The sequence below is a fragment of the Pseudomonas sp. GD04158 genome (assembly GCF_029834875.1).
Classification (GTDB): Bacteria; Pseudomonadota; Gammaproteobacteria; order Pseudomonadales; family Pseudomonadaceae; genus Aquipseudomonas; species Aquipseudomonas hydrolytica.
Genome location: NZ_JAODYT010000017.1, coordinates 25,334 through 49,700, shown reverse-complemented (window position 1 = coordinate 49,700; position 24,367 = coordinate 25,334). Strand labels below are relative to the sequence as shown.

Here is a 24,367-nt window from a genome sequence, read left to right as displayed (position 1 = left end):
CCGAAGAAAAGAAGGGAGGAGAGTCGATCTGTAAGCCGGGTTCTGTCGAGGACAGCCATTCCTCTACGACGTACATCACTGCACGCCTTTAGCAACCTACCCGGTTCCAGCGCGGGCCACGCCAATGGAACCCTATTTGGTCTTGCTCCGAGTGGGGTTTACCTAGCCACGGACTGTTGCCAGCCGTGCGGTGCGCTCTTACCACACCTTTTCACCCTTACCGTCGCCGAAACGCTTAGGCGGTTATTTTCTGTGGCACTTTCCGTAGGCTCACGCCTCCCAGGCGTTACCTGGCACTCCGCCCTATGGAGCCCGGACTTTCCTCCCCCTTCTTGCGAAGGCAGCGACTGTCCGATCGACTCTCCGCCGCCAAGATTAACAAAGCCGCAAGCCGCAAGCCACCAGCGGCAAGAAAAAGCAGGCGGGCTCCAGCTCAGCTCGCGAACTCCGTCACCGCACAAGCTGCGCGAGCGGAGCGTGCCTGCGGCTTCATCCCTGGCGCGTCAGCGCCACTTGGTAGAGCAGGTTCTTGCGCACCCCGGTGATTTCCGCCGCCAGCGCCGCCGCACGCTTGAGCGGCATTTCCGCCAGCAGCAGATCGAGCACCCGCAGCGCCTCGGCACTGACCGCCTCCTCGCCCTCAGGCGCCTGCCAGCCCGCCACCAGAACCACGCACTCGCCCCGCTGCTGATTGCTGTCGGCGGCCACCCAGGCGCACAGTTCGTCCAGCGGCAAGCCCTTGAGGGTTTCGAAGGTCTTGGTCAGCTCACGTGCCAGCAATGCCTGACGCTCGCCACCGAAAACGGCGCGCATGTCCTCCAGGCACTCGAGAATCCGATGCGGCGCTTCATAGAAGATCAGCGTGCGTGGCTCCTCGCGCACCTGCTCCAGACGCGCACGGCGCCCGGCTGCCTTGGCCGGCAGAAAACCTTCGAAGATGAATCGATCCGACGGCAGCCCCGCCGCCGACAGTGCCGCGATCAGAGCGCAGGCGCCGGGCACCGGCACCACGGCAAACCCGGCAGCACGCGCCTGACGGACCAGGTGATAGCCCGGGTCGGAGATCAGCGGCGTACCGGCATCGGAAATCAGCGCCACGTCCTCGCCCGCCTCCAGCCGCGCCAGAAAGCGCCCGCCCTGGTCGCGCTCGTTGTGTTCGTGACAGGCCGCCAGCGGCGTCCCGATGCCGAAGTGCTGCATCAGCCGCGCCGAGTGTCGCGTGTCTTCGGCGGCGATCAGCGCAACCTCGCGCAGGATCCGCAGCGCACGAGCACTGATATCGTCCAGATTGCCGATCGGCGTGGCGACCACGTAGAGGGTGCCGGGCTGGACGCTGGCGACGGCGGACTGACTCACTGGAAACACCTCGTTAATTGAAAGAGCGCTCATTCTAGCCCGTTCCGCCCCAGTGGCATCGCACCGATCTCGGGCGTTGGGTACAATCGCCGCTTGATTTGCTCAAGTATCAGGATGACCCGATGATCGCTAGCCTGCGCCCTCTTTCCGCCCTTTGCCTGGCCGGCCTGCTCGCCGCCTGCGCCAGCTCGCCCTCCAACAATCTGGGCCAGCTGCCACGCACCCCGCAGGCCAGCATCGAGCAGATGCTCCAGCAGGCCGCCGAGAGCAAACCGGAACAGGCTGCGCTGCTGCGCCTGTCCGCGGCCGATCAGGCCTACAAGCAGAAAGACATGGCCCGCGCCGCGCGCATTCTGGAACAGATCGATATCGCCAGCCTGCAACCGGCGCAACAGATCTTCGCCAGCACCCTGAAAGCGGAACTGGCGATGGCGCGCAAGCAGCCCAAGAGCGCCCTGCAGGCCCTGCAGCACCCCAGCCTTGAGCGCCTTGCCGAGCTGCCAGTAGAGCAGCAGATTCGCACCCAGCTGGTCCGCGCCCGCGCCCTCGAAGCCGACGGCCAGGCACTCGCCGCCGCGCGCGAGCGCGTCTTCATCGCGCCTCTGCTGAGCGGTCAGACCGCTCGCGACAACCACGAGAATATCTGGGCACTGGTCTCCACCCTGCCGGCACAAACCTCGGCCGGCGCCGACAGCGACCTGGCCGGCTGGCTGGAACTGGCCCGAGTGACCAAAAGCAGCGCCACCCTGGAACAGCAGCAAGCCGCCATCGACCAGTGGGTAGCGCAGAATCCGCAACACCCTGCCGCCGAACAGCTGCCAGAAGCGCTGGGCAAGCTGCGCGAACTGGCCAGCCAGCCGCTGAACCGCGTCGCCCTGCTGCTCCCGCAGGAGGGCCAGCTGGCCAGCGTCGCACGCGCCCTGCGCGATGGCTTCCTGGCCGCTCATTACGAAGCCCAGCAGGCCGGGCAGAACCCGCCGGAAATCAAGCTCTACGACAGCGCGCGCATCGGCTCGCTGGACGCCTTCTACCAGCAGGCCCAGGCCGATGGCGTGCAACTGGTGGTCGGGCCGCTGGAAAAGCCCCTGGTCAAACAGCTCAGTGACCGCGAGCAGCTGCCCATCACCACCCTGGCGCTGAATTACAGCGATGCCGGCCAGGAAGGCCCGGCGCAGCTGTTCCAGTTCGGCTTGGCCGCCGAGGACGAGGCTCGCGAAGTCGCCCGCCGCGCCTGGAACGACGGCATGCGCCGTGCCGTCGCGCTGGTGCCGCGCGGTGAATGGGGCGATCGCGTGCTCGACGCCTTCCGCCAGAACTGGCAGGCCCAGGGCGGCACCCTGATCGCCGCCGAACGCGTCGACCAGCCGGTGGAGCTGGCCCGGCAGATCGCCGAGCTGTTCCAGCTGCGCGAGAGCGAGGCACGCGCCCGTCGCCTGCAGAACACCCTGGGCACCAGCCTGGACGCACAACCGGCACGCCGCCAGGACGTCGACTTCATCTTCCTTGCGGCCACTCCGCAGCAGGCTCAGCAGATCAAACCGACCCTGGCCTTCCAGTACGCCGGCGACGTGCCGGTGTACGCCACCTCCCACCTGTTCACCGGCGCCCACAGCCAGGCGCAGTATCAGGACCTGGAAGGCATTCGCTTCTGCGAAACGCCCTGGCTGCTGGACGCCCACACCCCGCTGCGCCAGCAGGTCAGCAACCAGTGGCCGCAGGCCGGCGGCAGCCTCGGCCGGCTGTACGCCATGGGCGTCGATGCCTATCGCCTGGCACCGCGCCTGGGCCAGCTCAAGGCGCTGCCGGATTCGCGCATCGACGGCCTGTCGGGCAGCCTCAGCCTCAACGCCACGCAACGCATCGAGCGCCAGCTGCCCTGGGCGGAGTTCCGCGGCGGTCAGGTCCAGCGCCTCCCCGACAGCCTCAATTGAGCAGCCATAACGATCTTGGTCGAGCCTCCGAACTGGCGGCTCGACAGCATCTGGAACGCAACGGCCTGCGCCTGATCCAACAGAACTGGAGCTGTCGCCGTGGCGAGCTCGATCTGGTCATGCTCGACGGCGATACAGTAGTATTTGTCGAAGTCCGCGCCCGCCGCCACAGCGCCTGGGGCGGCGCCCTGGAGAGTGTCGATGCGCGCAAGCGTGGCAAGTTGGTCATGGCCGCCGAGCTCTTTCTCCAGCAAAACTCCCGCTGGGCCCGCCACCCCTGCCGCTTCGACGTGGTCGCCATCAGTACCGAGGGCGCCACTCGCCTCGACTGGATCAAGAACGCCTTCGATGCCTGACGGCCGTAAACTCAAGGTTTAACCGATGGACATGCAATCCCGAATCCGCCAGCTCTTCCAAGCCAGCATCGACACCAAGCAGCAGGCCATGGAAGTCCTGACCCCCTACATCGAGCATGCCAGCCTGGTGATGGTCCAGGCCCTGCTCAACGAGGGCAAGATTCTCTCCTGCGGCAACGGCGGCTCGGCAGGCGACGCCCAGCACTTTTCCTCCGAGCTGCTCAATCGTTTCGAACGCGAGCGGCCTAGCCTGCCGGCCATCGCCCTGACCACCGACAGCTCGACCATCACCTCGATCGCCAACGATTACAGCTACAACGAGGTGTTCTCCAAACAGATCCGCGCCCTCGGCCAACCCGGCGACGTGCTGCTGGCGATTTCCACCAGCGGCAACTCGGCCAATGTCATCCAGGCCATTCAAGCTGCCCATGATCGCGAGATGACTGTCGTCGCCCTCACCGGTCGCGACGGCGGCGGCATGGCCTCGCTGCTGCTGCCCGAGGACGTGGAAATCCGCGTTCCAGCCAAAGTCACCGCACGCATCCAGGAAGTCCACCTGTTGACGATCCACTGCCTGTGCGACCTGATCGACAGTCAATTGTTTGGGAGTGAAGAATGAAGCGTTCCGCCCTGATTCTGGCCGCCCTGGCCGTTACCCTGACGCTTGCCGGCTGTGGCAGCCGCAGCATTGGCAACAAGATCGACGACCAGTTCCTCGGCCCGAATGTCGCCACGCAGGTCAGCAACGCCCATGCCGACCTGGCCAGCCCCACCTCGCGCATCGTGGTGACCGCCTACAACGGCGTGATCCTGCTCGCCGGCCAGACGCCGCGCAGCGAGCTGAAGGAGGCTGCCGCGCAGGCCGCTCGCCGCGTGCAGGGGGTCAAGAAGGTCTACAACGAGCTGCAGGTGCAGCAGCCAGCCTCGCTGCTGGCGCGCAGCAACGACTCGCTGCTGACCACCAAGATCAAGACCCAGATGGTTGCCGACGCCACGGTGCCCAGCGCACGGATCAAGGTGGTGACCGAGAACGGCATCGTCTACCTGCTCGGCCTGGTCACCCGTGAAGAAGCCAACTCCGCCACTCGCGTGGTGCAGGGCGTTTCCGGGGTGCAGAAGGTGGTGCGCCTGTTCGAGTACACCAACTGAGAAAGCTGCAGCCCCTCAGGCTGCAAGTAAAAACGGGCGCCCTGGGGCGCCCGTTTTCGTTCTGATCGCACAGCGGCGGCTTACTTGACCACCTTCAGGCTTGGCCGGCCACTAGGACGCGGCGGTTCGCCACCGGACGGACCGTCGTCATCCGGCCCCGACTCTTCCGGGCCGCCGGCCATTGGCGGCTCCATGTCGAACACCATGCCCTGGCCATTTTCCCGCGCATAGATCGCCAGCACCGCCGCCGCCGGGATGTACAGGCTGTGCGCCACACCACCGAAGCGACCCTCGAAGCTGACGGCCTGGTTATCCATATGCAGATGGCGAACGGCACTGGGCGAAGCGTTCAGCACGATCTGGCCGTCGCTGGCGAAACCGGACGGAACCTGGACACCGGGGAACTCGGCATTGACCAGTAGGTGTGGCGTGCAGTCGTTATCGACTATCCATTCGTAAAGAGCACGGATCAGGTAGGGACGACTGGAATTCATGGTTATCCTCCTTCTCAGCGCATTGCGCGTTCTGCAGCGGAAAGGCTGGCCTGAAAGGCCTCGCGGGCGAACTGGCGCTCCATGTAGTCGAGCAGCGGCTTGGCCGGTCGCGGCAGCTCGATGCCCAGCAACGGCAGGCGCCAGAGAATAGGCAGTAGACAGCAATCCACCAGGCTCAGCTCATCGCTGAGAAAGAATGCCTTGTCCGCGAACAACGGCGATACGCCGGTCAGGCTCTCGCGCAGCTCCTTGCGCGCCAGCTGACGCTCGGCCTCCTTGCTGCGCTTGTCGAGAATACGATCGACCAGTGCGCACCAGTCGCGCTGAATGCGGTGCATCAGCAGACGGCTGTTGGCGCGTGCCACGGGATAGACCGGCAACAGCGGCGGATGCGGATAACGCTCGTCCAGATACTCCATCACCACGGACGACTCGTACAGCGCCAGATCACGATCGACCAGGGTCGGCACGCTGCCGTACGGATTGATCTCCGCAAGCTTGGGCGGGCAACGGCCCAGTTCGACATCGACGATCTCGACGCTGACACCTTTCTCGGCGAGCACCAGACGCACGCGATGGGAATAGTGGTCGGCGGGGTCGGAGTAGCAGGTCAACCTATTGGTCACCGCCATGGCGATCCTCCTCGCTTTTTTTGATTATTCAGAAACACGGAAAAATTGCCGGGGCAATTTTTGACGTCGCTGGCGGCGGCCCTCACGGACCAGGCACCAGGATGGTAGGGCACAAAAACCTGCGCGCCCATCAGGGCGCGCAGGCTCTGCGACAGGTGAACGACTTAGTGAACGTCCTTCCAATACTCACGCTTGAGCAGGTAGGCGAACACGAAGAAGAACGCCAGATACAGCAGCACGTAGGTACCGATGCGCTGGGACTTCAGCTTGACCGGGTTGGCCGAGTAGGCCAGGAAGGTCACCAGGTTCTTGATCTTCTCGTCGAACTCGGCCTCGCTCAGCTTGCCGGTGTTCGGCTCGATGGTCAGCTGATCGCAGGCTTCGTGGGTGATCGGCGCGCCGGTCAGCGGGTCGAACTGCTTCTTGCCGTTCTCCACCACCTGAACCTGCTTGCAACCGATCACCTGCTTGCCCTGCAGGCTGACCAGCACGTTCGGCATGCCGACGTTGGGGAATACCTTGTTGTTGGCCCCCAGCGGACGGGACGGATCGTCGTAGAAGGTACGCAGGTAGGTGTACAGCCAGTCGTTGCCACGCACGCGAGCGACCAGGGTCAGATCGGGCGGCGCCGCGCCGAACCAGGCCTTGGCGTCGTCGGGGCGCATGCCGATCTTCATGTGGTCGCCGATCTTGGCGTCGTTGAACACCAGATTGTCGAGCATGATTTCGTGCGGGATGCCGAGGTCATCGGCAACACGCTCGTAACGCTGGTATTGGGCGGCATGGCAGCCCATGCAGTAGTTGGCGAAGGTGCGCGCGCCGTCCTGCAGGGCAGCCTGGTCGCGCAGATCGATATCTACCTTGTCCAGCGGATAGTTGCTGGAGGCGCCCATGGCCAGAGCCGGCAGCGCAGCGAAAACAAATGCAGCGAAGAGCTTTTTCATCAGCCAGTCACCCTTTCCGGAACCGGTTTGGTCTTCTCCATCCTGGTGTAGAACGGCATCAGGATGAAGTACGCGAAGTACAGGAAGGTGCACACCTGCGACAGCAGGGTACGACCCGGAGTCGGAGCCAGCACGCCCAGTACGCCGAGGATGACGAAGGAGATGCAGAAAACCAGCAGCCAGATCTTGCTCAGCCAACCTTTGTAGCGCATCGACTTGACCGGGCTGCGGTCCAGCCACGGCAGGACGAACAGCACGGCGATGGCAGCACCCATGGCGATTACGCCGAGCAGCTTGTCAGGTACCGCACGCAGGATCGCGTAGAACGGGGTGAAGTACCACACCGGCGCAATGTGCTCGGGGGTCTTGAACGGGTTGGCCGCTTCGAAGTTCGGCTTCTCGAGGAAGTAACCACCCATCTCCGGGAAGAAGAACACCACGAAGCAGAACACGAACAGGAACACCACCACGCCGACGATATCTTTCACGGTGTAGTAGGGATGGAAGGCGATACCGTCCAGCGGTACACCGTTCTCGTCCTTCAGCTTCTTGATGTCGACGCCGTCCGGGTTGTTCGAGCCGACTTCGTGCAGCGCCAGGATGTGCAGCACGACCAGGCCGAGCAGCACGATCGGCAGAGCGATCACGTGCAGGGCGAAGAAGCGGTTCAGGGTGATACCGGAGATCAGGTAGTCACCACGAATCCACTGGGTCAGGTCGTCGCCGATCACCGGGATGGCACCGAACAGGGAGATGATCACCTGGGCACCCCAGTAGGACATCTGACCCCACGGCAGCAGGTAGCCCATGAAGGCCTCGGCCATCAGCACCAGGTAGATCAGCATGCCGAAGATCCACACCAGCTCGCGCGGCTTCTGGTAGGAACCGTAGAGCAGACCGCGGAACATGTGCAGGTAGACCACCACGAAGAACGCCGAGGCGCCGGTGGAGTGCAGGTAGCGCAGGATCCAGCCGTACTCGACATCACGCATGATGTATTCGACGGAGGCGAAGGCGCCTTCGGCCGAAGGCTCGAAGCTCATGGTCAGCCAGATACCGGTAACGATCTGGTTGACCAGCACCAGCAGCGCCAGGGAGCCGAAGAAATAGAAGAAGTTGAAGTTCTTCGGTGCGTAGTACTTGGAGAGATGGTCTTCCCACATCTTGGTGGCGGGGAAACGCGCATCCACCCATTCCATGAATTTGCTCATCAGGCGTTCTCCTGGTCCACACCGATGATGATCACATCATCCGTCTCGTAGCTATGCGGAGGAACCGGCAGGTTCAGCGGCGCAGGCTGGGCCTTGTACACACGACCGGCGAGGTCGTAGCGCGAACCGTGGCAGGGGCAGAAATAACCGCCAACCCAATCCGGGCCGAGGTCGGCCGGGGCCACTTCCGGGCGGAAGGACGGCGCACAGCCCAGGTGGGTGCACAGACCGACCAGAACCAGCAGCTCAGGCTTGATCGCGCGGTTCTTCTTGTCGACGTACTCTGGCTGTACCGATTCGGCAGATTCGGGGTCAGCGACGCTGCCCTCGATCTTGCTCAGGTTGGCCAGGATTTCCTCGGTACGGCGCACGATGAACACCGGCTGACCGCGCCACTCAGCAACCATCTGCTGACCAGCCTCGATCTTGCTGACGTTCACCTTCACCGGTGCACCGGCCGCCTTGGCCTTGGCACTGGGGAACCATGACCCCACGAACGGAGTCGCAGCACCTACCGCTCCTGCTGCACCCACCACGGAGGTGGCTGCAACCAGGAAGCGACGCCGGCCTGCATTCACGCCGTCATTGCTCATTCAGTCGTCTCCCATCAGCTTTGTGGCCTGTTGTTCAGGCCTCTACTAGGTAAAAATCGGGCCGCGCAAAAAATTCGCCAAATGGTAAAGAAAAGCCCCTTTTCTGACAAGGTAATTACCCCTGAAGAGGCCGGTGAAAGCCTTGTCGGGCGCGGCTTGCGCGACTGCGGCACGTTGTCGCAGCTTTTCTTCTTGCCCATAAAAAACGCCCAGTTCCGTAAGGAAACTGGGCGTTTTCGAAAGCGCCAGCGAATTAACGCTTGGAGTACTGCGGACGCTTACGCGCCTTGCGCAGACCAACTTTCTTACGCTCGACTTCACGGGCGTCGCGAGTCACGTAACCGGCCTTACGCAGCGGGCTGCGCAGGGTCTCGTCGTACTCGATCAGAGCGCGGGTGATGCCGTGACGGATGGCACCGGCCTGACCGCTGACACCGCCGCCGATAACGGTAACGTAGATGTCGAACTTCTCGGTGGTCTCGGTCAGCTCCAGCGGCTGACGCACGACCATGCGAGCGGTCTCGCGGCCGAAGAAGGTATCCAGGCTGCGATTGTTGATGGAGATGTTACCGGTGCCCGGACGCAGGAATACGCGCGCGGTTGCGGTCTTGCGACGGCCAGTGCCGTAGTTTTGAGTCGCCGACATAATGAACTATTCCGTTAAATCTTCAGTTCTTGGGGCTGCTGAGCGGTGTGCGGGTGAGCGGCACCCTTGTACACCTTCAGCTTACGGTACATGTCGCGACCCAGCGGGTTCTTCGGCAGCATGCCTTTGACCGCGGTCTCGATCACGCGCTCAGGAGCACGAGCGATCAGCTTCTCGAAGTTGATCTCTTTGATGCCGCCCGGGAAACCGGAGTGGGAGTAGTACTTCTTGTCGCTGGCTTTGGCACCAGTTACACGCACCTGCTCGGCGTTGATGACGACGATGTAGTCACCGGTGTCAACGTGCGGGGTGTACTCAGGCTTGTGCTTGCCACGCAGACGGCTCGCGATTTCGGTGGCCAGACGACCCAGGGTCTGACCAGCAGCATCAACGACGAACCAATCGCGTTTTACTGTTTCCGGTTTAGCAGTAAAAGTTTTCATTCTTTATAGCCTCAGGGGCCGCCCAGCAAAAAATAGACGGCGGATCTTACTGGATAGTGCGTACTTTGACAAGTCAAAGGCAGCCGCATACGGACGCTATCGGGGGCTCGGGTCAGCGCGTCCACAATACGGCAAGATTCTTCGGCAGGCGGCGCATCACTTCCACCGCAGAAAGAGGTGCCGGATTATCCTGATTGCGAAAAAAATTTCAACCTGCTTGTATGACTCTTTTGCCAAGGGAGTGCTCCATGGAATACCGCAAGCTAGGCCGAACCGATCTCGATGTCAGCGCACTGTGCCTGGGCACCATGACCTGGGGCGAGCAAAACAGCGAGAGCGAAGGCCACGCCCAGATCGAACGGGCCAAGGCCAGCGGCATCAACTTCATCGACACCGCCGAGATGTATCCGGTGCCGCCGCGCGCCGAAACCTACAGCAGGACCGAGCAGATCATCGGCAGCTACTTCAAGCGGCATGGCGACCGCGCCGACTGGATTCTGGCGAGCAAGATCGCAGGCCCCGGCAACGGCATCAGCCACATCCGCGACGGCCAGCTCAAATTCAACCGCGAGCACATCGTCGCCGCACTGGATGCCAGCCTCAAGCGCCTGCAGACTGACTGGATCGATCTGTACCAGCTGCACTGGCCGGAACGCCCGACCAATTTCTTCGGCCAGCTTGGCTACCAGCATCGCGACGCGGACTTCACGCCACTGGAAGAAACCCTGGAAGTGCTGGACGAGCAGGTCAAGGCAGGCAAGATTCGCCACATCGGCCTGTCCAACGAAACGCCGTGGGGCACCATGAAGTTCCTGCAACTGGCCGAGAGCCGCGGCTGGCCACGCGCAGTATCGATCCAGAACCCCTACAACCTGCTCAACCGCAGCTTCGAGGTGGGCCTGGCAGAGGTGGCGATTCGCGAACAGTGCGGCCTGCTGGCCTATTCACCGCTGGCATTCGGCATGCTCAGCGGTAAATACGAGGGCGGTGCACGCCCGGCCGGTGCACGCATCAGCCTGTTCAGCCGCTTCGCCCGCTACACCAACCCGCAGGCCGAAGCAGCCTGTTCGCGCTACGTCGCCCTGGCCCGCGAGCATGGCCTGGATCCGGCGCAGATGGCGCTGGCTTTCGTCACCGCGCAGCCCTTCGTGACCAGCAACATCATCGGCGCCACCAGCCTGGAGCAACTGGACAGCAACCTGGCCAGCGCCGAGCTGAAGCTGTCCGAGGAAGTGCTCGCCGGCATCGAGGCGATTCACAAGGCACAGCCCAACCCCGCGCCCTAAAAAAGAGAGGACTGATCGCTCCTGGTATCGCGTCGCGATGCCAGGCGATCGGCCAGCCGGGTCGGTTCAGGCAGGCGGTGACGCCTGACGCACGCCATCACCAGCTCGGGCGCCCGCTCTAGACTGACCCGATTGCCCGGCGAAACGATCAGCGGCCGCACGCGATCCTTGCTGCGCAGCACCCAGCCGATCTGCTCGCCTCTCCTGCTCAGCAGCTCGACCCGCGCTCCACGCGTCTCGGCCAGCTCGGCGTGATGCCCGGTCAGGATCTTCTTGGCCACGCCAATGGTTGCAAAGCCGCTGACCACCCCCAGGTGCGCGGCGATGCCCAAGCCGCGCGGGTGGGCGATACCGTGCCCGTCGACGAAGATCAGATCCGGCTCCTGCGGCAAGCCGGCCAATGCCTGCAGCAGGGCCGGCAATTCGCGAAAGGACAGCAGCCCAGGTACGTAGGGCATGCTGGTGGGAATGCGGACCACGCATTCGGCCAGCGGCTGCAGCGTATCGGCATCGAGCAGGACCGCGGCCGCCCGGGTGATGCTGCCGCCCTCCTCGAACCCAACGTCCACGCCCGCCAGGCGCCGCAGCGGCGGGTAGTCGTCCTCCAGGCGCACTCGCCTGGCCAGGTGCGTCTGCAGCTCACGGGCAGCCGCCGGGCTGCCGTCCCAATCCGGGAACGGGGACGCGGCCAGATCGCTCAATCGGCTCATGAAGTTCTCCAGACATTTCTGCCTTGGAGCCGCGGGGCAACGTCCGAGTTCGCCCCGCGGGGCGCTCCCGATCACACCAACGAGCGGGAAATGATCTCCTTCATGATCTCGTTGGTTCCGGCATAGATGCGCTGCACCCGCGCGTCGGCCCAGGCGCGTGCGATCGGATACTCCCACATGAAGCCGTAGCCGCCGTGCAGCTGCACGCATTCGTCGAGCACCTTGCACTGCAGATCGGTGGTCCAGTACTTGAGCATCGCCGCAGTCGGCACGTCGAGTTTGCCCTGCAGGTGCAGCTCCAGGCAGCGGTCGATGAATACCCGCCCAACCTGGATTTCGGTGGCCATCTCGGCGAGCTTGAAGCGGGTGTTCTGGAAGTCCGCCACGACCTTGCCGAATGCCTTGCGCTCGCGGGTGTAGTCCAGCGTCCACTGCAGCGCCGCCTCGGCCGAGGCCAGTGCGCCGACGCCGACGGTCAGACGTTCCTGCGGCAGCTCCTGCATCAGGTAGGCGAAGCCCATGCCCGCCTGGCCCAGCAGGTTTTCCTTGGGTACGCGCACGTCCTGGAAGAACAGCTCGGAGGTGTCCTGGGCCTTCATGCCGACCTTCTCCAGGCGCTTGCCCTTGGAGAAACCTGGGGTGTTGGCCTCCACCAGGAACAGGCTGGTGCCCTTGGCACCGGCCTTGGGGTCGGTCTTGGCCACGACGATCACCAGATCGGCCAGCCAGCCGTTGGTAATGAAGGTCTTCGAGCCATTGATCACGTATTCGTCGCCATCGAGCACCGCGGTGGTCTTCACGCCCTGCAGGTCGGAGCCGGCGCCCGGCTCGGTCATGGCGATGGCGGTGACCATCTCGCCGCTCACCAGCTTGGGCAGGTAATGCTGCTTCTGTGCCTCGCTACCGTAATGCAGGATGTAGGGCGCGACGATGTCCGAGTGCAGCGAGAAACCGATGCCGGTCAGCCCCAGGCGACCGATCTCCTCGATCACCACGGTGCTGTAGAGGAAATCGGCGGCCATGCCGCCGTACTCCTCGGGAATGTGCGAACAGAGCAGGCCAGCCTCGCCTGCCTTGTTCCACAGCGCGCGATCGACATGGCCATCCTTCTCCCACTGCGCATGGAAGGGCACGGCTTGCTGTTCGAGAAACTTGCGCACGCTGTCGCGAAACAGTTCATGGTCGGAGCTGAATATCGTTCTGGGGATCATGGCCTCACCTGCATCTGTCACTGCGTGAAAAGTGGCCTCGACTTTAGCCAAGCAAACGCTTGGTCACACTGGACACATGCGCCAAAAAATAAGACGATCCAGCCGCAGCATGACCACTTAGCCTTTAAAAAGAAGAACAATCATGGTGATCTCCCCGCCGCGTGCGGCTCTGCATCGCGTCAGCATTCTCGCCACCGACGGCGTGTTCGCCTCCACTCTGATGCAGGCCAAGGACTTCTTCCACATGGCCGGCATCCGTTACGCCAAGCAGCAGGGGCTTGGCCATGAGCCGCCCTTCGAGATTCGCCTGGTCAGCCCGGATGGCCAGCCGGTGAACAGCTTCAGCAAGGTGCAGGTTCCCGTGGATGGGAGCCTGGAAGCCTGCGACGTGATCATCCTGCCGGCCTTCTGGGACGATTTCGATGCACTCAGCCGCCGCTACCCGCAGGTGCTGGACTGGCTCAGACGCCAGCATGCGGCCGGTACGGCGATCTGCGGCGAAGCCAGCGGGGTGTTCTGGATGGCCGAGGCCGGCCTGCTCGACGGCAAGGAAGCGACCACCTACTGGCGCTTCTTCGGCGAATTCGCCCAGCGCTTCCCCAAGGTGCTGCTCAACCAGGACAAGCACCTGTCCGATGCCGACAACCTGTATTGCGCCGGCGGCGTCACCTCGGCCTGCGACCTCTACATCTACCTGATCGAACGCTACTGCGGCGCCAGCGTGGCCCAGGGCGTGGCCCGCGACATCCTCTACGAGGTGCAGCGCAGCTACACACCCGGACGCATCGGTTTCGGCGGGCAGAAACTGCATCAGGACGTCACCGTGCTGCAGATCCAGCAGTGGCTGGAGGAGCACTACGCCGACAAGTTCCGCTTCGAGGACGTGGCCCGTGAACACGGCATGAGCATCCGCAACTTCATGCGCCGCTTCCAGGGCGCCACGGGCGACAAGCCGCTGCACTACCTGCAGCGCCTGCGCATCGAAACCGCCAAGAGCCTGCTCTCCTCCACCCGCAAGAGCATCAAGACCATCAGCTACGAGGTCGGCTACGACGACGCCAGTTTCTTCGCCCGCCTGTTCCGCCAGCACACCGAGCTGTCGCCCAACCAGTACCGCCGCCAGTTTCAGCACAAGGACAACCCGGGCTGAGCGCGTCACGCCGCACGACGGCATCCGCCGCCAGCCGGCAAAGCGCCAGCCCACCCTTGGTTAGGTTGGCGCATCCCCTGAGCGCCCTATGATCGGGAGGCGACCATAACAACAACAGGTTCATCGCCATGCGCCGTCTACTGATTGCCCTGCTTGCCACCTGCAGCCTCAGCGCTGCCGCGGCCGACAACTGGAAACCCTTCCCGCTCGACCAGAGCGCCTACGACTACAGCGGCGACAAGCTGCGTCAGGCCTGGCCGCAGCTGACCCGCGGCTTCGGCGACTATCCCTTCCCCGACGCCGACTGGGTGGTGAACATGGCCACCCGCCATCCGCAGGCGCTGGAGAAGACCGTGGCAGCCGGCACCGGCTTTACCGGCCAGCCGGAAGAGGCCGATATCTATGCCCAGAAACTGCAGGACGTCTGGCGCCTGATGTTCCGCGGCGATTTCGCCCAGGCCAAGGAACAGGGTCTGGCGCTCGGCGTCGGCGGCCAGGTCCCGGCCATGTTCGCCCAGGTCATCTACGCCATGTTCCTGGTACCGGACCAGGCCGAGAAGCATCGCCTGCTGGAAGAAGTGATTGCCTATACCGACGAAGCCGGCGAACTGGTGCAAGCCGATACCGTCGCGCAGTTCGGCCGCGTCTACGCCAAGGCGCGCCTGGGCGAGGAACTGTCGGTGCCGGTGGTACTCAAGCGCGGCTATACCACGCAGATTCCCAACGAGCTCAAGGCTCTGCTGGCCAAGCAGCCGCAGCAGCCGTTCGCCCTGGCGCTGTATGGTGGTTATGAAGCGGGAGTGATCCGCAAGGTGGGCAAGCTGGTGGGCAAGATGACCTACGGGGTCAGCGCCGACAACATGGAGAAGTACTTCCAGCGCAGCTTCCAGGCCCGCGACGACCTGCCCATCGGCCATTACGAGTACGCCAACGCCCTGACCTACGTGTACGGCGACGATCAGGAGGACAAGGTGATCACCCACCTCGAGCGCGCCGCAGCGATCAAGCCGATCAATGCCATGGAGGCCCTGGAAGTGGCGCACGCGCAGAAGATGCTGGCGCAGTATCGGCAGAAGCTGGCGAAGAATTGAACGGTGACCGGCGTAGGGTGCGCCGTGCGCACCAACAAACAGGCGCCGACGTAGGGCCTTGATAAGGGGCTTTTGGTGCGTGCGGCGCACCCTAGGTGAAGCACGCACCACCCAGGACACAAAAAAGGCGACCTCTCGGGTCGCCTTTTTCGTGGTTCGGCAGTTGTCAGGGCCGGTGCGGGCGCGAGAGGAACTCGTGCGACTGCATTTCCAGCAGGCGGCTCAGGGTGCGCTGGAATTCGAAGCTCAGGCGGCCACCGGTATACAGGTCCTTGAGCTCCACCTCGGCGGAGATGATCAGCTTGACGTTGCGGTCGTAGAACTCGTCCACCAGGTTGATGAAGCGCCGCGCCATGTCTTCCTTGGCCACGCCCATCTGTTCGACATTGGCCAGGATCACCGCATGGAAGATCTTGCCCAGCTCGATGTAGTCGTTCTGGCTGCGTGGGCCATCGCACAGCTCGCGGAACTCGAACCAGGCCACGTCTTCGCAGACCCGCACGGCGTTGATGGCGCGGTTCTCGATCATCAGCGCCTCGTTCTCGACCATGTGCGTGCAGTCCGGCAGCAGGCTGCGGAAGCTCTTCATCAGGCTGGCATCGGCCTCGGCATCCAGCGGGAAGTGGAACAGCTCGGCCTGCTCCAGCGCCCGCAGACGATAGTCCACACCGCTGTCGACATTGACGATGTCGGTGTGCTCCTTGAGCAGGGCGATGGCCGGCAGGAAGCGCGCACGCTGCAGGCCGTCCTTGTACAGGCCGTCCGGCACGATGTTGGAGGTGGCCACCAGCGATACGCCGTTCTTGAACAGTTCTTCGAGCAGGGTGGCCAGGATCATGGCGTCGGTAATGTCGCTGACGAAGAACTCGTCGAAGCAGATCACCCGCGCCTCGTCGGCGAAGCGCTTGCCGATGATGGTCAACGGGTTCTTCTCACCCTTGAGGGTCTTCATCTCCTCATGCACACGCTTCATGAAGCGGTGGAAGTGGGTGCGCATCTTCTGCTCGAACGGCAGCGCATCGAAGAAGGTATCGACCAGGTAGGTCTTGCCGCGCCCTACGCCGCCCCAGAAGTACAGCCCCTTGACCGGCCCTTGCGGTTTCTTGCCGAACAGCTTGCTCATCAGGCCGGACTTGCCCTGATCGCGCGCGATCAGGTCGTCGTACAGACGCTGCAGGTGACGAACGGCGTTTTCCTGGGCCGCATCATGGAAGAAGTCGGGCCGTTTGAGATCGGCCTGATAACGCTCTAAGGGGGTCATGATTCGTTAGCCGGGCAAGTAAAAACGGGGGCGTCACTTTAGCGACGCCCCCGTTGGTTGGCAATCATGGCCGTAGCCCGGATTGCATCCGGGCTACTTCACTCCTGCGGCGCCAGCGCCTCACGCAGACGGGTTATGGCCGCTTCCAGCGCCTGACCATCGGCGAATTCGGGGCTGCTGGCCACGTTCTCGCCATCGATCCACACCGAGAACGCCAGGCCTTCGGCACGCACATCCAGCGGCTCGCCGGATTGCAGGCGCTTGTTGATCATGCCGGCCGACTTGCCATCGGCGAAGGATTTCGACAGCAGCAGTTGCTCACCATCGGCGTCCAGCAGGCGGAAGCGGAAGCTGCCGTCGTCGTCGCGGAAGCTGACGAAGCGTGCACTCTTGCTGGCTTTCTTCTTCTCGCCGGTAGCCACCTGCACCTGCTCGCGGAACGAGCGCAGGCCCACCGCCTCGCGCAGCTCACCGAGGAAAGGCGTGGCGATCTTGCGCGCCTTGGCAGCGCCGGCGAGGAGGATGTCCTCCAGATCGGCCGGCCGGGCGATCAGCGCGTTGTAGCGCTCGCGTGCCTCGCCCAGGGTGTCTTCGAGCAACTGATACAGGCGGTTCTTCGCCTCGCCCCAGGCCAGCCCGCCTTCCAGCTCGGCACGGAACTCGGCCTGCTGCGCCGGAGTGGCGAAAGCCTGGTACAGGGTGAACAGGTGCGAACCTTCGGCGTCCTTGGGTTCACCCGGCAGCCTGGAGTCGGTGACGATGCGCGCCACGGCGTCCTTGAGCTGCTTGGCGCTGCCGAACAGCGGGATGGTGTTGTCGTAGCTCTTGCTCATCTTGCGTCCATCGAGTCCCGGCAGCGTGGCCACCTCTTCCTCGATCACCACCTCGGGCAGCACGAACAGGTCCTTGCCCTTGCCAAACAGGTGGTTGAAACGCTGGCCGATGTCGCGAGCCATTTCCACATGCTGGATCTGATCACGACCGACCGGCACCTTCTGCGCGTTGAACATCAGGATGTCCGCCGCCATCAGCACCGGGTAGCTGAACAGGCCCATGGTCACGCCGGCATCCGGGTCCTCGCCCTGCTCAAGGTTCTTGTCTACCGAGGCCTTGTAGGCGTGGGCGCGGTTGAGCAGGCCCTTGCCGGCGACACAGGTCAGCAGCCAGCACAGTTCGGGAATCTCGGGAATGTCGGACTGGCGGTAGAAGGTCGCCTTGTCGGTGTCCAGGCCCAGGGCCAGCCAGGTCGCGGCGATTTCCAGACGCGAGCGCTGGATGCGCGCCGGGTCGTCGCACTTGATCAGCGCGTGATAGTCGGCGAGGAAATAGAACGAGTCCATCTGCGGGTCGCGGCTGGCCGCGATGGCCGGGCGAATGGCGCCGGCGTAGTTGCCCAGGTGCGGCGTGCCGGTGGTGGTGATACCGGTAAGGATACGGGTGGTCATGTCAGATTCGCTTTGCTTGAACTATTCGCTGATCGCGCGAGCCGAGGCCGCGGGACGCCTTGAATGCCAGATTGATCGTAGGGTGCGCCGTGCGCACCAGCTTTGTGGTGCGCACGGCGCACCCTACGCCAAGCTCACAGACGCGGCAGAAGGAGGTCCTTCAGATCGGTCAGCTTGCCATGAAAGAAGTGGCCGCATTCTGCCACTTTCAGCAGCTCATGGGCACGTCCGAGGTGAGCCGACCAGTCGTAGACCGCCTGCGGTTCGACCACTTCATCGGCATCGGGCTGGATCAGCACCAGCGGGCACTGGCTTGCAGGCGGCGTGTCGGCCGTCAGCCGGTGCACTGCCGGTGCCACCATAAACAGCTTGCTCGGCACCTGGCCGCGCACCTCCAGGCGTGCCCCCAGCGCAGCGGCGACGAAGCCTCCGAAGGAAAAGCCCAGCAGGGTAATCGGCAAATGCGGATACTTGTCCTGCAGCCACGCCGCCACGGCTTCGGCGTCATCCACCTCGCCCGTGCCCATGTCGTGAGCCCCGGCACTGGCACCAACGCCGCGGTAATTGAAACGCAATGTGTGATAGCCGCAGTCGCGCGCGGTGCGCTGCAGGGTGGACACCACCTTGTTGAGCATGGTGCCGCCCTGCACCGGGTTGGGGTGGCATATCAGGGCTACGCCACGGGCTTCGGGCACTTCGAGCAAAAGGGCTTCGAGCTGCCCCACCGGGCCGGCGATGGAAAGGGGGGTTTCGCGACTGAGCAACACTGAACTCCGTGACCCCGTACCGGGTCGACTCGTCTAGCAAACTGCCTGTGCGGCAAAGCGGCATGACCGTATACAGCACAGGCTCGAGCCGCTAACGTAAAGCAAAGCCGTTTTGAGAGGAAGGACTCGTGGAACAGACACTTGCAGCCTGGTTGATACCCGCCCTGACCCTGGTGGTCGGCATCGCCGTGGGCTTTCTGCTCGCCCGCCTGGCCCCCAATGCCGCACCGGGCCGTACCCAGCGGCAGATGGATGAAATGCAGGCTCGCTTCGAGGCCTACCAGAACGAAGTGGTGACCCACTTCAACACCACCGCCAGCCTGGTGAAGAAACTCACCCAGAGCTACCAGGACGTGCAGGAGCATCTGTCCGACGGCGCCAACCGCCTGGCTCTGGACGAGCTGACCCGTCAGCGCCTGCTGGCCACGCTCAACAGCACCGAAGCCGGCGAGAAGCGCGAGCGCCTGACCCCGCCGAAGAACTATGAGATGCCCAAGGACTATGCGCCCAAGAGCGACGGCCCCGGCATGCTGGACGAGAGCTACGGTCTGAAGAAGTAACCCGTCAGCCAGAAACACCGAGCCCCGCCATTGCGGGGCTTTTTGTTGGGCAAAGTTCGCCCCTACGGCCGCTGCCAGGAATGAAAAAGCCCCGCACGAGGGCGGGGCTTTTCGTTCAGCGCAAGAGCGTCAGATCGCGCCGCGGATACGCAGCAGATCCAGTACTGCCTTGACGCCCTCCTCGACCGACTGCGTCTGGGTGTCGATCACCAGATCGGCATCCAGCGGCACGTCGTAGGGGAAGCCCTCGCCCGGGATGTTGTCGCCACCGGCGGCGTACAGGCCCTGCGGGTCGCGTTCACGGCAAACCTGCGGCGAGGCCTGCACGTACACGGTAACCAGGCGTTCGCCGCCGATCAGCACCTTGGCCTGCTCGCGACCTTCGGCATCCGGGGCGACGAAGGCGGCCAGGGCGATCATCCCGGCCTCGTTGAACTGACGCGCCACATGCGCGGCGCGGCGCCAGTTCTCGGCGCGGCCGGCGCGGTCCTGCGGCAGGCCCTTGTTCAGGTCATGACGCAGGTTCTGCCCGTCGAGCACGTATACCGCACGGCCCATGTCGAACAGCTTGCGTTCCACGGCATAGGCCAGGGTGCTCTTGCCGGCGCCGGACAGGCCGCTGAACAGCACGGTGGCCGGCTGCTGGCCGAAGCGCGCGGCGCGCTCCTCGGTCGATACGTGGGCCAGACGACCGTGCTGGCCGCCACCCTGCGCCACCGGGTCGGCGATGATCATGCCGGCGCCGACGGTGCCGTTGGTCAGGCGGTCGATGACGATAAAGGCACCGGTGGTGCGGTTGTACTCGTAACCATCCAGGGCAATCGGCGCATCCAGGGCGACCTTGACCCGGCCGATCTCGTTGAGCTTCAGCTCGCTGGCCGCGCCCTGCTCCAGGGTGTTCACGTCGACGCGGTGAACGATGCTGGGGATCGAGCCCGGCACATAGCTGGTGGCACGCTTGATGTCGTATTTCTTGCCCGGCAGCATCGGCTCTTCGCCCATCCACACCAGCATGGCCTCGAAGCTGTCGGTGACCTGCGGACGATTGTCGGCATGCACCAGCATGTCGCCGCGCGACACGTCGATCTCGTCTTCCAGGGTCAGGGTGATGGCCTGGCCCGGACCGGCGTGCTCCAGCTCGCCCTCGAAGGTGACGATGGACTTGACCCGGCTGGTCTTGCCCGACGGCAGCGCCATCACTTCGTCGCCCTTGCGCACGATGCCGCTGGCCAGGGTGCCGGCGAAGCCGCGGAAGTTCAGGTTGGGACGGTTGACGTACTGCACCGGGAAGCGCAGGTCGTCGAAGTTGCGATCGCCCGCCACTTCCACGGTCTCGAGGATTTCCATCAGCGACTGGCCGTCGTACCAGGGCGAGCGCTCGGACTTGTTGACCACGTTATCGCCCTTGAGCGCCGACATCGGCACGAAGTGCAGCGTGCTCGGCTTGAGCGCGATGCCTTCGGCGAACTTCAGGTAATCGGCCTTGATCTGCTCGAACACAGCCTGGTCGAAGCCCTTGAGGTCCATCTTGTTGACCGCGACGACGATATGCTTGATGCCCAGCAGGGAGGCGATGAAGCTGTGGCGCTTGGTCTGGGTCTGCACGCCGTAACGGGCGTCGATCAGGATGATCGCCAGGTCGCAGGTGGACGCGCCGGTGGCCATGTTGCGGGTGTACTGCTCATGGCCGGGAGTGTCGGCGATGATGAACTTGCGCTTGGCGGTGCTGAAGTAGCGGTAGGCCACGTCGATGGTGATGCCCTGCTCGCGCTCGGCCTGCAGGCCGTCGACCAGCAGCGCCAGGTCGATGTCGTCGCCGGTGGTGCCGACCTTCTTCGAGTCGCGGCTGATGGCCTCCAGATGGTCCTCATAGATCATTTTGGAGTCGTGCAGCAGGCGCCCGATCAGGGTGCTCTTGCCGTCGTCGACGTTGCCGCAGGTGAGGAAGCGCAGCAGCTCCTTGCGTTCGTGCTGGGCCAGGTAGGCGAGGATGTCCTCGCTGATCAGATCAGACTGGTGACTCATGATGAGGAATCCTTAGAAGTAGCCCTGGCGTTTCTTTTCTTCCATCGAACCGGCGGCGTCGTGGTCGATGACCCGGCCCTGGCGTTCGCTGGTCTTGGTCAGGAGCATTTCCTGGATGATGTCCGGCAGGGTCGCCGCGGTGGACTCCACCGCGCCGGTCAGCGGGTAGCAGCCCAGGGTACGGAAGCGCACCATCTTCTTGTGGATGCTGGCCTTCTGCTCGGGTGTCAGGTAGTTGAGGATGCGCTCGTCATCGATCATCACCAGCGTGCCGTTGAGCTCCACGACTTCGCGCTCGGCGGCGAAGTACAGCGGCACGATCGGGATCTGCTCCAGGTAGATGTATTGCCAGATGTCCAGCTCGGTCCAGTTCGACAGCGGGAAGACGCGGATCGACTCGCCCTTCTTGACCTTGCCGTTGTACACGTTCCACAGCTCGGGGCGCTGGTTCTTCGGGTCCCAGCGGTGCTTGCTGTCGCGGAAGGAGTACACACGCTCCTTGGCGCGGGATTTCTCCTCGTCGCGGCGCGCGCCACCGAAGGCGGCGTCGAAGCCGTACTTGTCCAGCGCCTGCTTGAGGCCTTCGGTCTTCATCACGTCGGTGTGCTTGGCACTGCCGTAGGTGAAGGGATTCATGTCCTGCGCCACACCATCGGGGTTGATGTGGGTGATCAGCTCCAGGCCCATCTCGCTGACCATCTTTTCGCGGAAGCGGTACATTTCCTGGAACTTCCAGCGGGTATCGACGTGCAGCACCGGGAACGGCAGCTTGCCAGGGAAGAACGCCTTGCGTGCCAGATGCAGCATCACGGCGGAGTCCTTACCGATGGAATAGAGCATCACCGGGTTGTCGAATTCGGCGGCCACTTCACGAATGATGTGGATACTCTCCGCCTCCAGCTGCTTCAGGTGGGTCAGTTTATCGAGCATGGCTACTCACGGTTTGCTGTAATGGGGCCGGCGGGCCGTGGACGAGCGCGCACTCTACCACAGCATCTGCTTATACTCAGGGCGCCGGTTAGACCGAAAAGATCTAGCGTTATAGCTGCACGAAAGTCCGAATCAGACCGGATTCGGGCAGTCGATGAACAGGTGTTCCAGGGCGAAACGCCGCGCCAGATAATCGCCCAGCGCCTGCACGCCGTAGCGCTCGGTGGCGTGATGGCCGGCGGCAATGAAGCTCACGCCATTCTCGCGCGCGCTGTGGAAGGTCTGCTCGGAGGCTTCACCGGTCAGGTATAGATCGACACCGGCGGCGATCGCCTGATCGATATAGCCCTGCCCGCCCCCCGTACACCAGCCGACCCGGCGGATCAGGCCTTCGCCTTCGACCAACAGCGGCTCGCGCCCCAGCACCTGCTGCACGTGACGGGCGAAATCGACGGCGCTCATCGGCTCCTCCAAAGAACCCACGAGGCCTACCGTGCGCGGATTGTCCGGCTCCAGCGGGCCTTCGACGACGATGCCGAGCTGACGCGCCAGTTGCACGTTGTTGCCCACCTCGGGGTGCACGTCCAGTGGCAGGTGATAGGCCAGCAGGCTGATGTCATGGGCCAGCAGCGCTTTCAGACGACGCTGCTTCATGCCGGTGACGCAGGGGTTCTCGCCCTTCCAGAAGTAGCCGTGATGCACCAGCAACACGTCGGCTTCGGCCTCGATCGCCGCCTCGATCAGCGCCTGGCTGGCGGTGACGCCGCTGACGATGCGCAGCACCTGCGGCCGCCCCTCGACCTGCAGGCCATTGGGGCAGTAATCGCTGATGCGTGACGCGTTGAGCAGCTGGTCGGCTTCGCCAACCAGGGTAGACAGGGCAATGGCCATGAAAGATCCTCACAAGCTGTTGCGAGCCGCTGCCTAATTGGCGAGCTCCTCACTATAATGCGCCACCTTAAAGGGCCGCCTTTGGCCCTCGCAACCCTCAGGATGCTCTCGATGCCCCAGGCCCTGCGTTTTCTCGGATGGCCCCTGCTGGTCGGCGTGCTGCTCGCGCTGCTGCTGATCCAGCGCTACCCGCAATGGGTAGGTCTGCCAAGCCAGGACGTGCAACTGGTGCAGGCGCCGCTGTACAGCCGCCTGCAGGAGGGCCCGGTGTCCTATGCCGAAGCCGTGGATACCGCCTCACCGGCAGTAGCCAACCTGTACACCACCAAGCTGGTGAGCAAACCGGCGCATCCGCTGTTCGAAGACCCCACCTTCCGCCGCTTCTTCGGCGACAACCTGCCACGCCAGCAGCGCATGGAATCGAGCCTGGGCTCGGCAGTGCTGATGAGCAAGGAAGGCTATCTGCTGACCAACAATCATGTGGTCAGCGGCGCCGACCAGATCATCGTGGCCCTCAAGGACGGCCGTGAAACCCTGGCCCGAGTGATCGGCAACGACCCGGAAACCGACCTGGCGGTACTGAAGATCGACCTGCCCGATCTGCCGGCGATCACCCTGGGGCGCTCCGACAGCATCCGCATCGGCGATGTCACCCTGGCCATCGGCAACCCCTTCGGCGTCGGCCAGACGGTGACCATGGGCATCATCAGCGCCACCGGCCGCAACCAGCTGGGCCTCAACACCTACGAGGACTTCATCCAGACCGACGCGGCGATCAACCCGGGCAACTCGGGCGGCGCGCTGGTGGACGCCCACGGCAACCTGGTGGGCATCAACACCGCGATCTTCTCCAAGTCGGGTGGCTCGCAGGGCATCGGCTTCGCCATTCCGGTCAAGCTGGCACTGGAGGTGATGCGCGCGATCATCGAGCACGGCCAGGTGATCCGCGGCTATCTGGGCGTCGAGGTACAGCCGCTGACGCCCGAACTGGCGGAATCCTTCGGCCTGGAAGGACGCCCCGGCATCGTCGTCGCCGGCGTCTATCGTGACGGCCCGGCGCAGAAGGCCGGACTGCAGCCCGGCGACCTGATCCTCAGCATCGATGGCGAACCGGCCAGCGACGGCCGCCGCTCGATGAATCAGGTGGCGCGCACCAAGCCGGGCGACAAGATCCGCATCGAGGTGATGCGCAACGGCAAGTCGCTCACCCTGACCGCAGAAGTCGGCATCCGCCCTCCCATCAACGGCAACTGACAGGTTCTATTTTTCACCTGGGAACTTTTCT

Annotated in this window: 25 protein-coding genes and 1 other RNA gene; 9 read left to right on the top strand and 17 right to left on the bottom strand. The window is 63.7% G+C overall.

Going from position 1 to position 24,367, the window contains the following annotated elements; all coding sequences use genetic code 11:
* Positions 1-15: 15 nt before the first annotated feature.
* Together rnpB and rsmI are read right to left on the bottom strand one after the other, a co-directional pair.
* Positions 16-363: RNase P RNA component class A (gene rnpB / locus N7333_RS09405), an RNA gene on the bottom strand.
* Positions 364-489: 126 nt separating this feature from the next.
* Positions 490-1,389 carry a 16S rRNA (cytidine(1402)-2'-O)-methyltransferase gene (rsmI, locus tag N7333_RS09400; RefSeq protein ID WP_011921023.1) on the bottom strand — a complete coding sequence of 300 codons (900 nt, stop codon included), beginning with the start codon at positions 1,387-1,389 and terminating at the stop codon, positions 490-492.
* 89 nt (positions 1,390-1,478) lie between these two features.
* On the opposite strand from rsmI, the gene N7333_RS09395 reads away from it, so the two are divergent.
* Genes N7333_RS09395 through N7333_RS09380 form a run of 4 tightly spaced genes read left to right on the top strand, consistent with a single transcriptional unit; the run spans position 1,479 to position 4,792 of the window.
* The gene (locus N7333_RS09395) at positions 1,479-3,287 is read left to right on the top strand and encodes a penicillin-binding protein activator (RefSeq protein WP_129484023.1); all 1,809 of its coding nucleotides are present in this window, start codon (positions 1,479-1,481) and stop codon (positions 3,285-3,287) included.
* Positions 3,284-3,643, top strand: a complete 360-nt coding sequence (locus N7333_RS09390; RefSeq protein ID WP_011921022.1) for a YraN family protein — start codon at positions 3,284-3,286, stop codon at positions 3,641-3,643. Before N7333_RS09395 ends, N7333_RS09390 begins: the two co-directional genes overlap by 4 nt.
* Positions 3,644-3,668: 25 nt before the next feature.
* Complete coding sequence (locus N7333_RS09385) at positions 3,669-4,262, top strand: phosphoheptose isomerase (protein WP_011921021.1); 594 nt, start codon at positions 3,669-3,671, stop codon at positions 4,260-4,262.
* Positions 4,259-4,792 carry a BON domain-containing protein gene (locus N7333_RS09380; protein WP_003242959.1) on the top strand — a complete coding sequence of 178 codons (534 nt, stop codon included), beginning with the start codon at positions 4,259-4,261 and terminating at the stop codon, positions 4,790-4,792. The genes N7333_RS09385 and N7333_RS09380 overlap by 4 nt, the downstream gene beginning before the upstream one ends.
* Positions 4,793-4,872: 80 nt before the next feature.
* On the opposite strand, the gene N7333_RS09375 is transcribed toward N7333_RS09380, so the two are convergent.
* The 7 genes from N7333_RS09375 to rplM all read right to left on the bottom strand — a co-directional run bounded on the left by N7333_RS09375 (position 4,873) and on the right by rplM (position 9,755).
* Positions 4,873-5,286 (bottom strand): ClpXP protease specificity-enhancing factor, encoded by a 414-nt coding sequence (locus tag N7333_RS09375; RefSeq protein WP_003242957.1) that lies wholly within the window; start codon positions 5,284-5,286, stop codon positions 4,873-4,875.
* Positions 5,287-5,300: 14 nt separating this feature from the next.
* Complete coding sequence (locus tag N7333_RS09370) at positions 5,301-5,918, bottom strand: glutathione S-transferase N-terminal domain-containing protein (protein WP_003242955.1); 618 nt, start codon at positions 5,916-5,918, stop codon at positions 5,301-5,303.
* 164 nt (positions 5,919-6,082) lie between these two features.
* Positions 6,083-6,862 carry a cytochrome c1 gene (locus N7333_RS09365; protein ID WP_011921019.1) on the bottom strand — a complete coding sequence of 260 codons (780 nt, stop codon included), beginning with the start codon at positions 6,860-6,862 and terminating at the stop codon, positions 6,083-6,085.
* The gene (locus N7333_RS09360; RefSeq protein WP_003242952.1) at positions 6,862-8,073 is read right to left on the bottom strand and encodes a cytochrome bc complex cytochrome b subunit; all 1,212 of its coding nucleotides are present in this window, start codon (positions 8,071-8,073) and stop codon (positions 6,862-6,864) included. Before N7333_RS09360 ends, N7333_RS09365 begins: the two co-directional genes overlap by 1 nt.
* Positions 8,073-8,666 carry a ubiquinol-cytochrome c reductase iron-sulfur subunit gene (gene petA, locus N7333_RS09355; RefSeq protein ID WP_003242950.1) on the bottom strand — a complete coding sequence of 198 codons (594 nt, stop codon included), beginning with the start codon at positions 8,664-8,666 and terminating at the stop codon, positions 8,073-8,075. The genes N7333_RS09360 and petA overlap by 1 nt, the downstream gene beginning before the upstream one ends.
* A gap of 253 nt (positions 8,667-8,919) precedes the next feature.
* Positions 8,920-9,312: a 30S ribosomal protein S9 gene (gene rpsI / locus N7333_RS09350; protein ID WP_003242948.1), complete on the bottom strand. Its 393-nt coding sequence runs from the start codon at positions 9,310-9,312 to the stop codon at positions 8,920-8,922.
* Between the two features lie 14 nt (positions 9,313-9,326).
* Complete coding sequence (gene rplM, locus N7333_RS09345; RefSeq protein WP_003242947.1) at positions 9,327-9,755, bottom strand: 50S ribosomal protein L13; 429 nt, start codon at positions 9,753-9,755, stop codon at positions 9,327-9,329.
* Positions 9,756-10,003: 248 nt separating this feature from the next.
* On the opposite strand from rplM, the gene N7333_RS09340 reads away from it, so the two are divergent.
* Positions 10,004-11,041, top strand: a complete 1,038-nt coding sequence (locus N7333_RS09340) for an NADP(H)-dependent aldo-keto reductase (protein WP_129482917.1) — start codon at positions 10,004-10,006, stop codon at positions 11,039-11,041.
* Here the strand turns inward: N7333_RS09340 and nfi are convergent.
* Both nfi and N7333_RS09330 read right to left on the bottom strand, forming a co-directional pair.
* Positions 11,038-11,751, bottom strand: coding sequence for a deoxyribonuclease V (nfi, locus tag N7333_RS09335; RefSeq protein WP_129482916.1), 714 nt, complete (start codon positions 11,749-11,751; stop codon positions 11,038-11,040). The genes N7333_RS09340 and nfi overlap by 4 nt on opposite strands.
* Positions 11,752-11,822: 71 nt before the next feature.
* Positions 11,823-12,962, bottom strand: coding sequence for an acyl-CoA dehydrogenase family protein (locus N7333_RS09330; RefSeq protein WP_129482915.1), 1,140 nt, complete (start codon positions 12,960-12,962; stop codon positions 11,823-11,825).
* Between the two features lie 244 nt (positions 12,963-13,206).
* Here N7333_RS09330 and N7333_RS09325 point away from each other — a divergent pair, with 244 nt between their 5' ends.
* Both N7333_RS09325 and N7333_RS09320 read left to right on the top strand, forming a co-directional pair.
* Complete coding sequence (locus tag N7333_RS09325) at positions 13,207-14,112, top strand: GlxA family transcriptional regulator (protein ID WP_177491163.1); 906 nt, start codon at positions 13,207-13,209, stop codon at positions 14,110-14,112.
* A 128-nt stretch (positions 14,113-14,240) separates the two neighbouring features.
* Complete coding sequence (locus tag N7333_RS09320) at positions 14,241-15,203, top strand: hypothetical protein (protein WP_129482914.1); 963 nt, start codon at positions 14,241-14,243, stop codon at positions 15,201-15,203.
* Positions 15,204-15,369: 166 nt separating this feature from the next.
* On the opposite strand, the gene zapE is transcribed toward N7333_RS09320, so the two are convergent.
* The 3 genes from zapE to N7333_RS09305 all read right to left on the bottom strand — a co-directional run bounded on the left by zapE (position 15,370) and on the right by N7333_RS09305 (position 18,673).
* Positions 15,370-16,464 carry a cell division protein ZapE gene (gene zapE, locus N7333_RS09315; RefSeq protein WP_129482913.1) on the bottom strand — a complete coding sequence of 365 codons (1,095 nt, stop codon included), beginning with the start codon at positions 16,462-16,464 and terminating at the stop codon, positions 15,370-15,372.
* Positions 16,465-16,562: 98 nt separating this feature from the next.
* Positions 16,563-17,909: a tryptophan--tRNA ligase gene (locus tag N7333_RS09310; RefSeq protein WP_003242934.1), complete on the bottom strand. Its 1,347-nt coding sequence runs from the start codon at positions 17,907-17,909 to the stop codon at positions 16,563-16,565.
* Positions 17,910-18,043: 134 nt separating this feature from the next.
* Positions 18,044-18,673, bottom strand: a complete 630-nt coding sequence (locus tag N7333_RS09305) for an alpha/beta fold hydrolase (RefSeq protein ID WP_129482912.1) — start codon at positions 18,671-18,673, stop codon at positions 18,044-18,046.
* 131 nt (positions 18,674-18,804) lie between these two features.
* Between N7333_RS09305 and N7333_RS09300 the strand changes: the two genes are divergently transcribed.
* Positions 18,805-19,236: a DUF1043 family protein gene (locus tag N7333_RS09300; RefSeq protein WP_003242931.1), complete on the top strand. Its 432-nt coding sequence runs from the start codon at positions 18,805-18,807 to the stop codon at positions 19,234-19,236.
* 129 nt (positions 19,237-19,365) lie between these two features.
* Here N7333_RS09300 and cysN read toward each other — a convergent pair whose 3' ends face one another.
* From cysN to N7333_RS09285, 3 genes are all read right to left on the bottom strand, one after another.
* Positions 19,366-21,261 carry a sulfate adenylyltransferase subunit CysN gene (gene cysN, locus N7333_RS09295; protein WP_129482911.1) on the bottom strand — a complete coding sequence of 632 codons (1,896 nt, stop codon included), beginning with the start codon at positions 21,259-21,261 and terminating at the stop codon, positions 19,366-19,368.
* A 12-nt stretch (positions 21,262-21,273) separates the two neighbouring features.
* Complete coding sequence (cysD, locus tag N7333_RS09290) at positions 21,274-22,191, bottom strand: sulfate adenylyltransferase subunit CysD (protein ID WP_003242927.1); 918 nt, start codon at positions 22,189-22,191, stop codon at positions 21,274-21,276.
* Between the two features lie 132 nt (positions 22,192-22,323).
* Entirely contained in the window at positions 22,324-23,082 is a 759-nt protein-coding gene (locus tag N7333_RS09285) for a Nif3-like dinuclear metal center hexameric protein (RefSeq protein WP_003242926.1), read from the bottom strand.
* Positions 23,083-23,193: 111 nt separating this feature from the next.
* On the opposite strand from N7333_RS09285, the gene algW reads away from it, so the two are divergent.
* Positions 23,194-24,336: a Do family serine endopeptidase AlgW gene (gene algW, locus N7333_RS09280; protein ID WP_011921011.1), complete on the top strand. Its 1,143-nt coding sequence runs from the start codon at positions 23,194-23,196 to the stop codon at positions 24,334-24,336.
* Positions 24,337-24,367 lie beyond the last annotated feature (31 nt).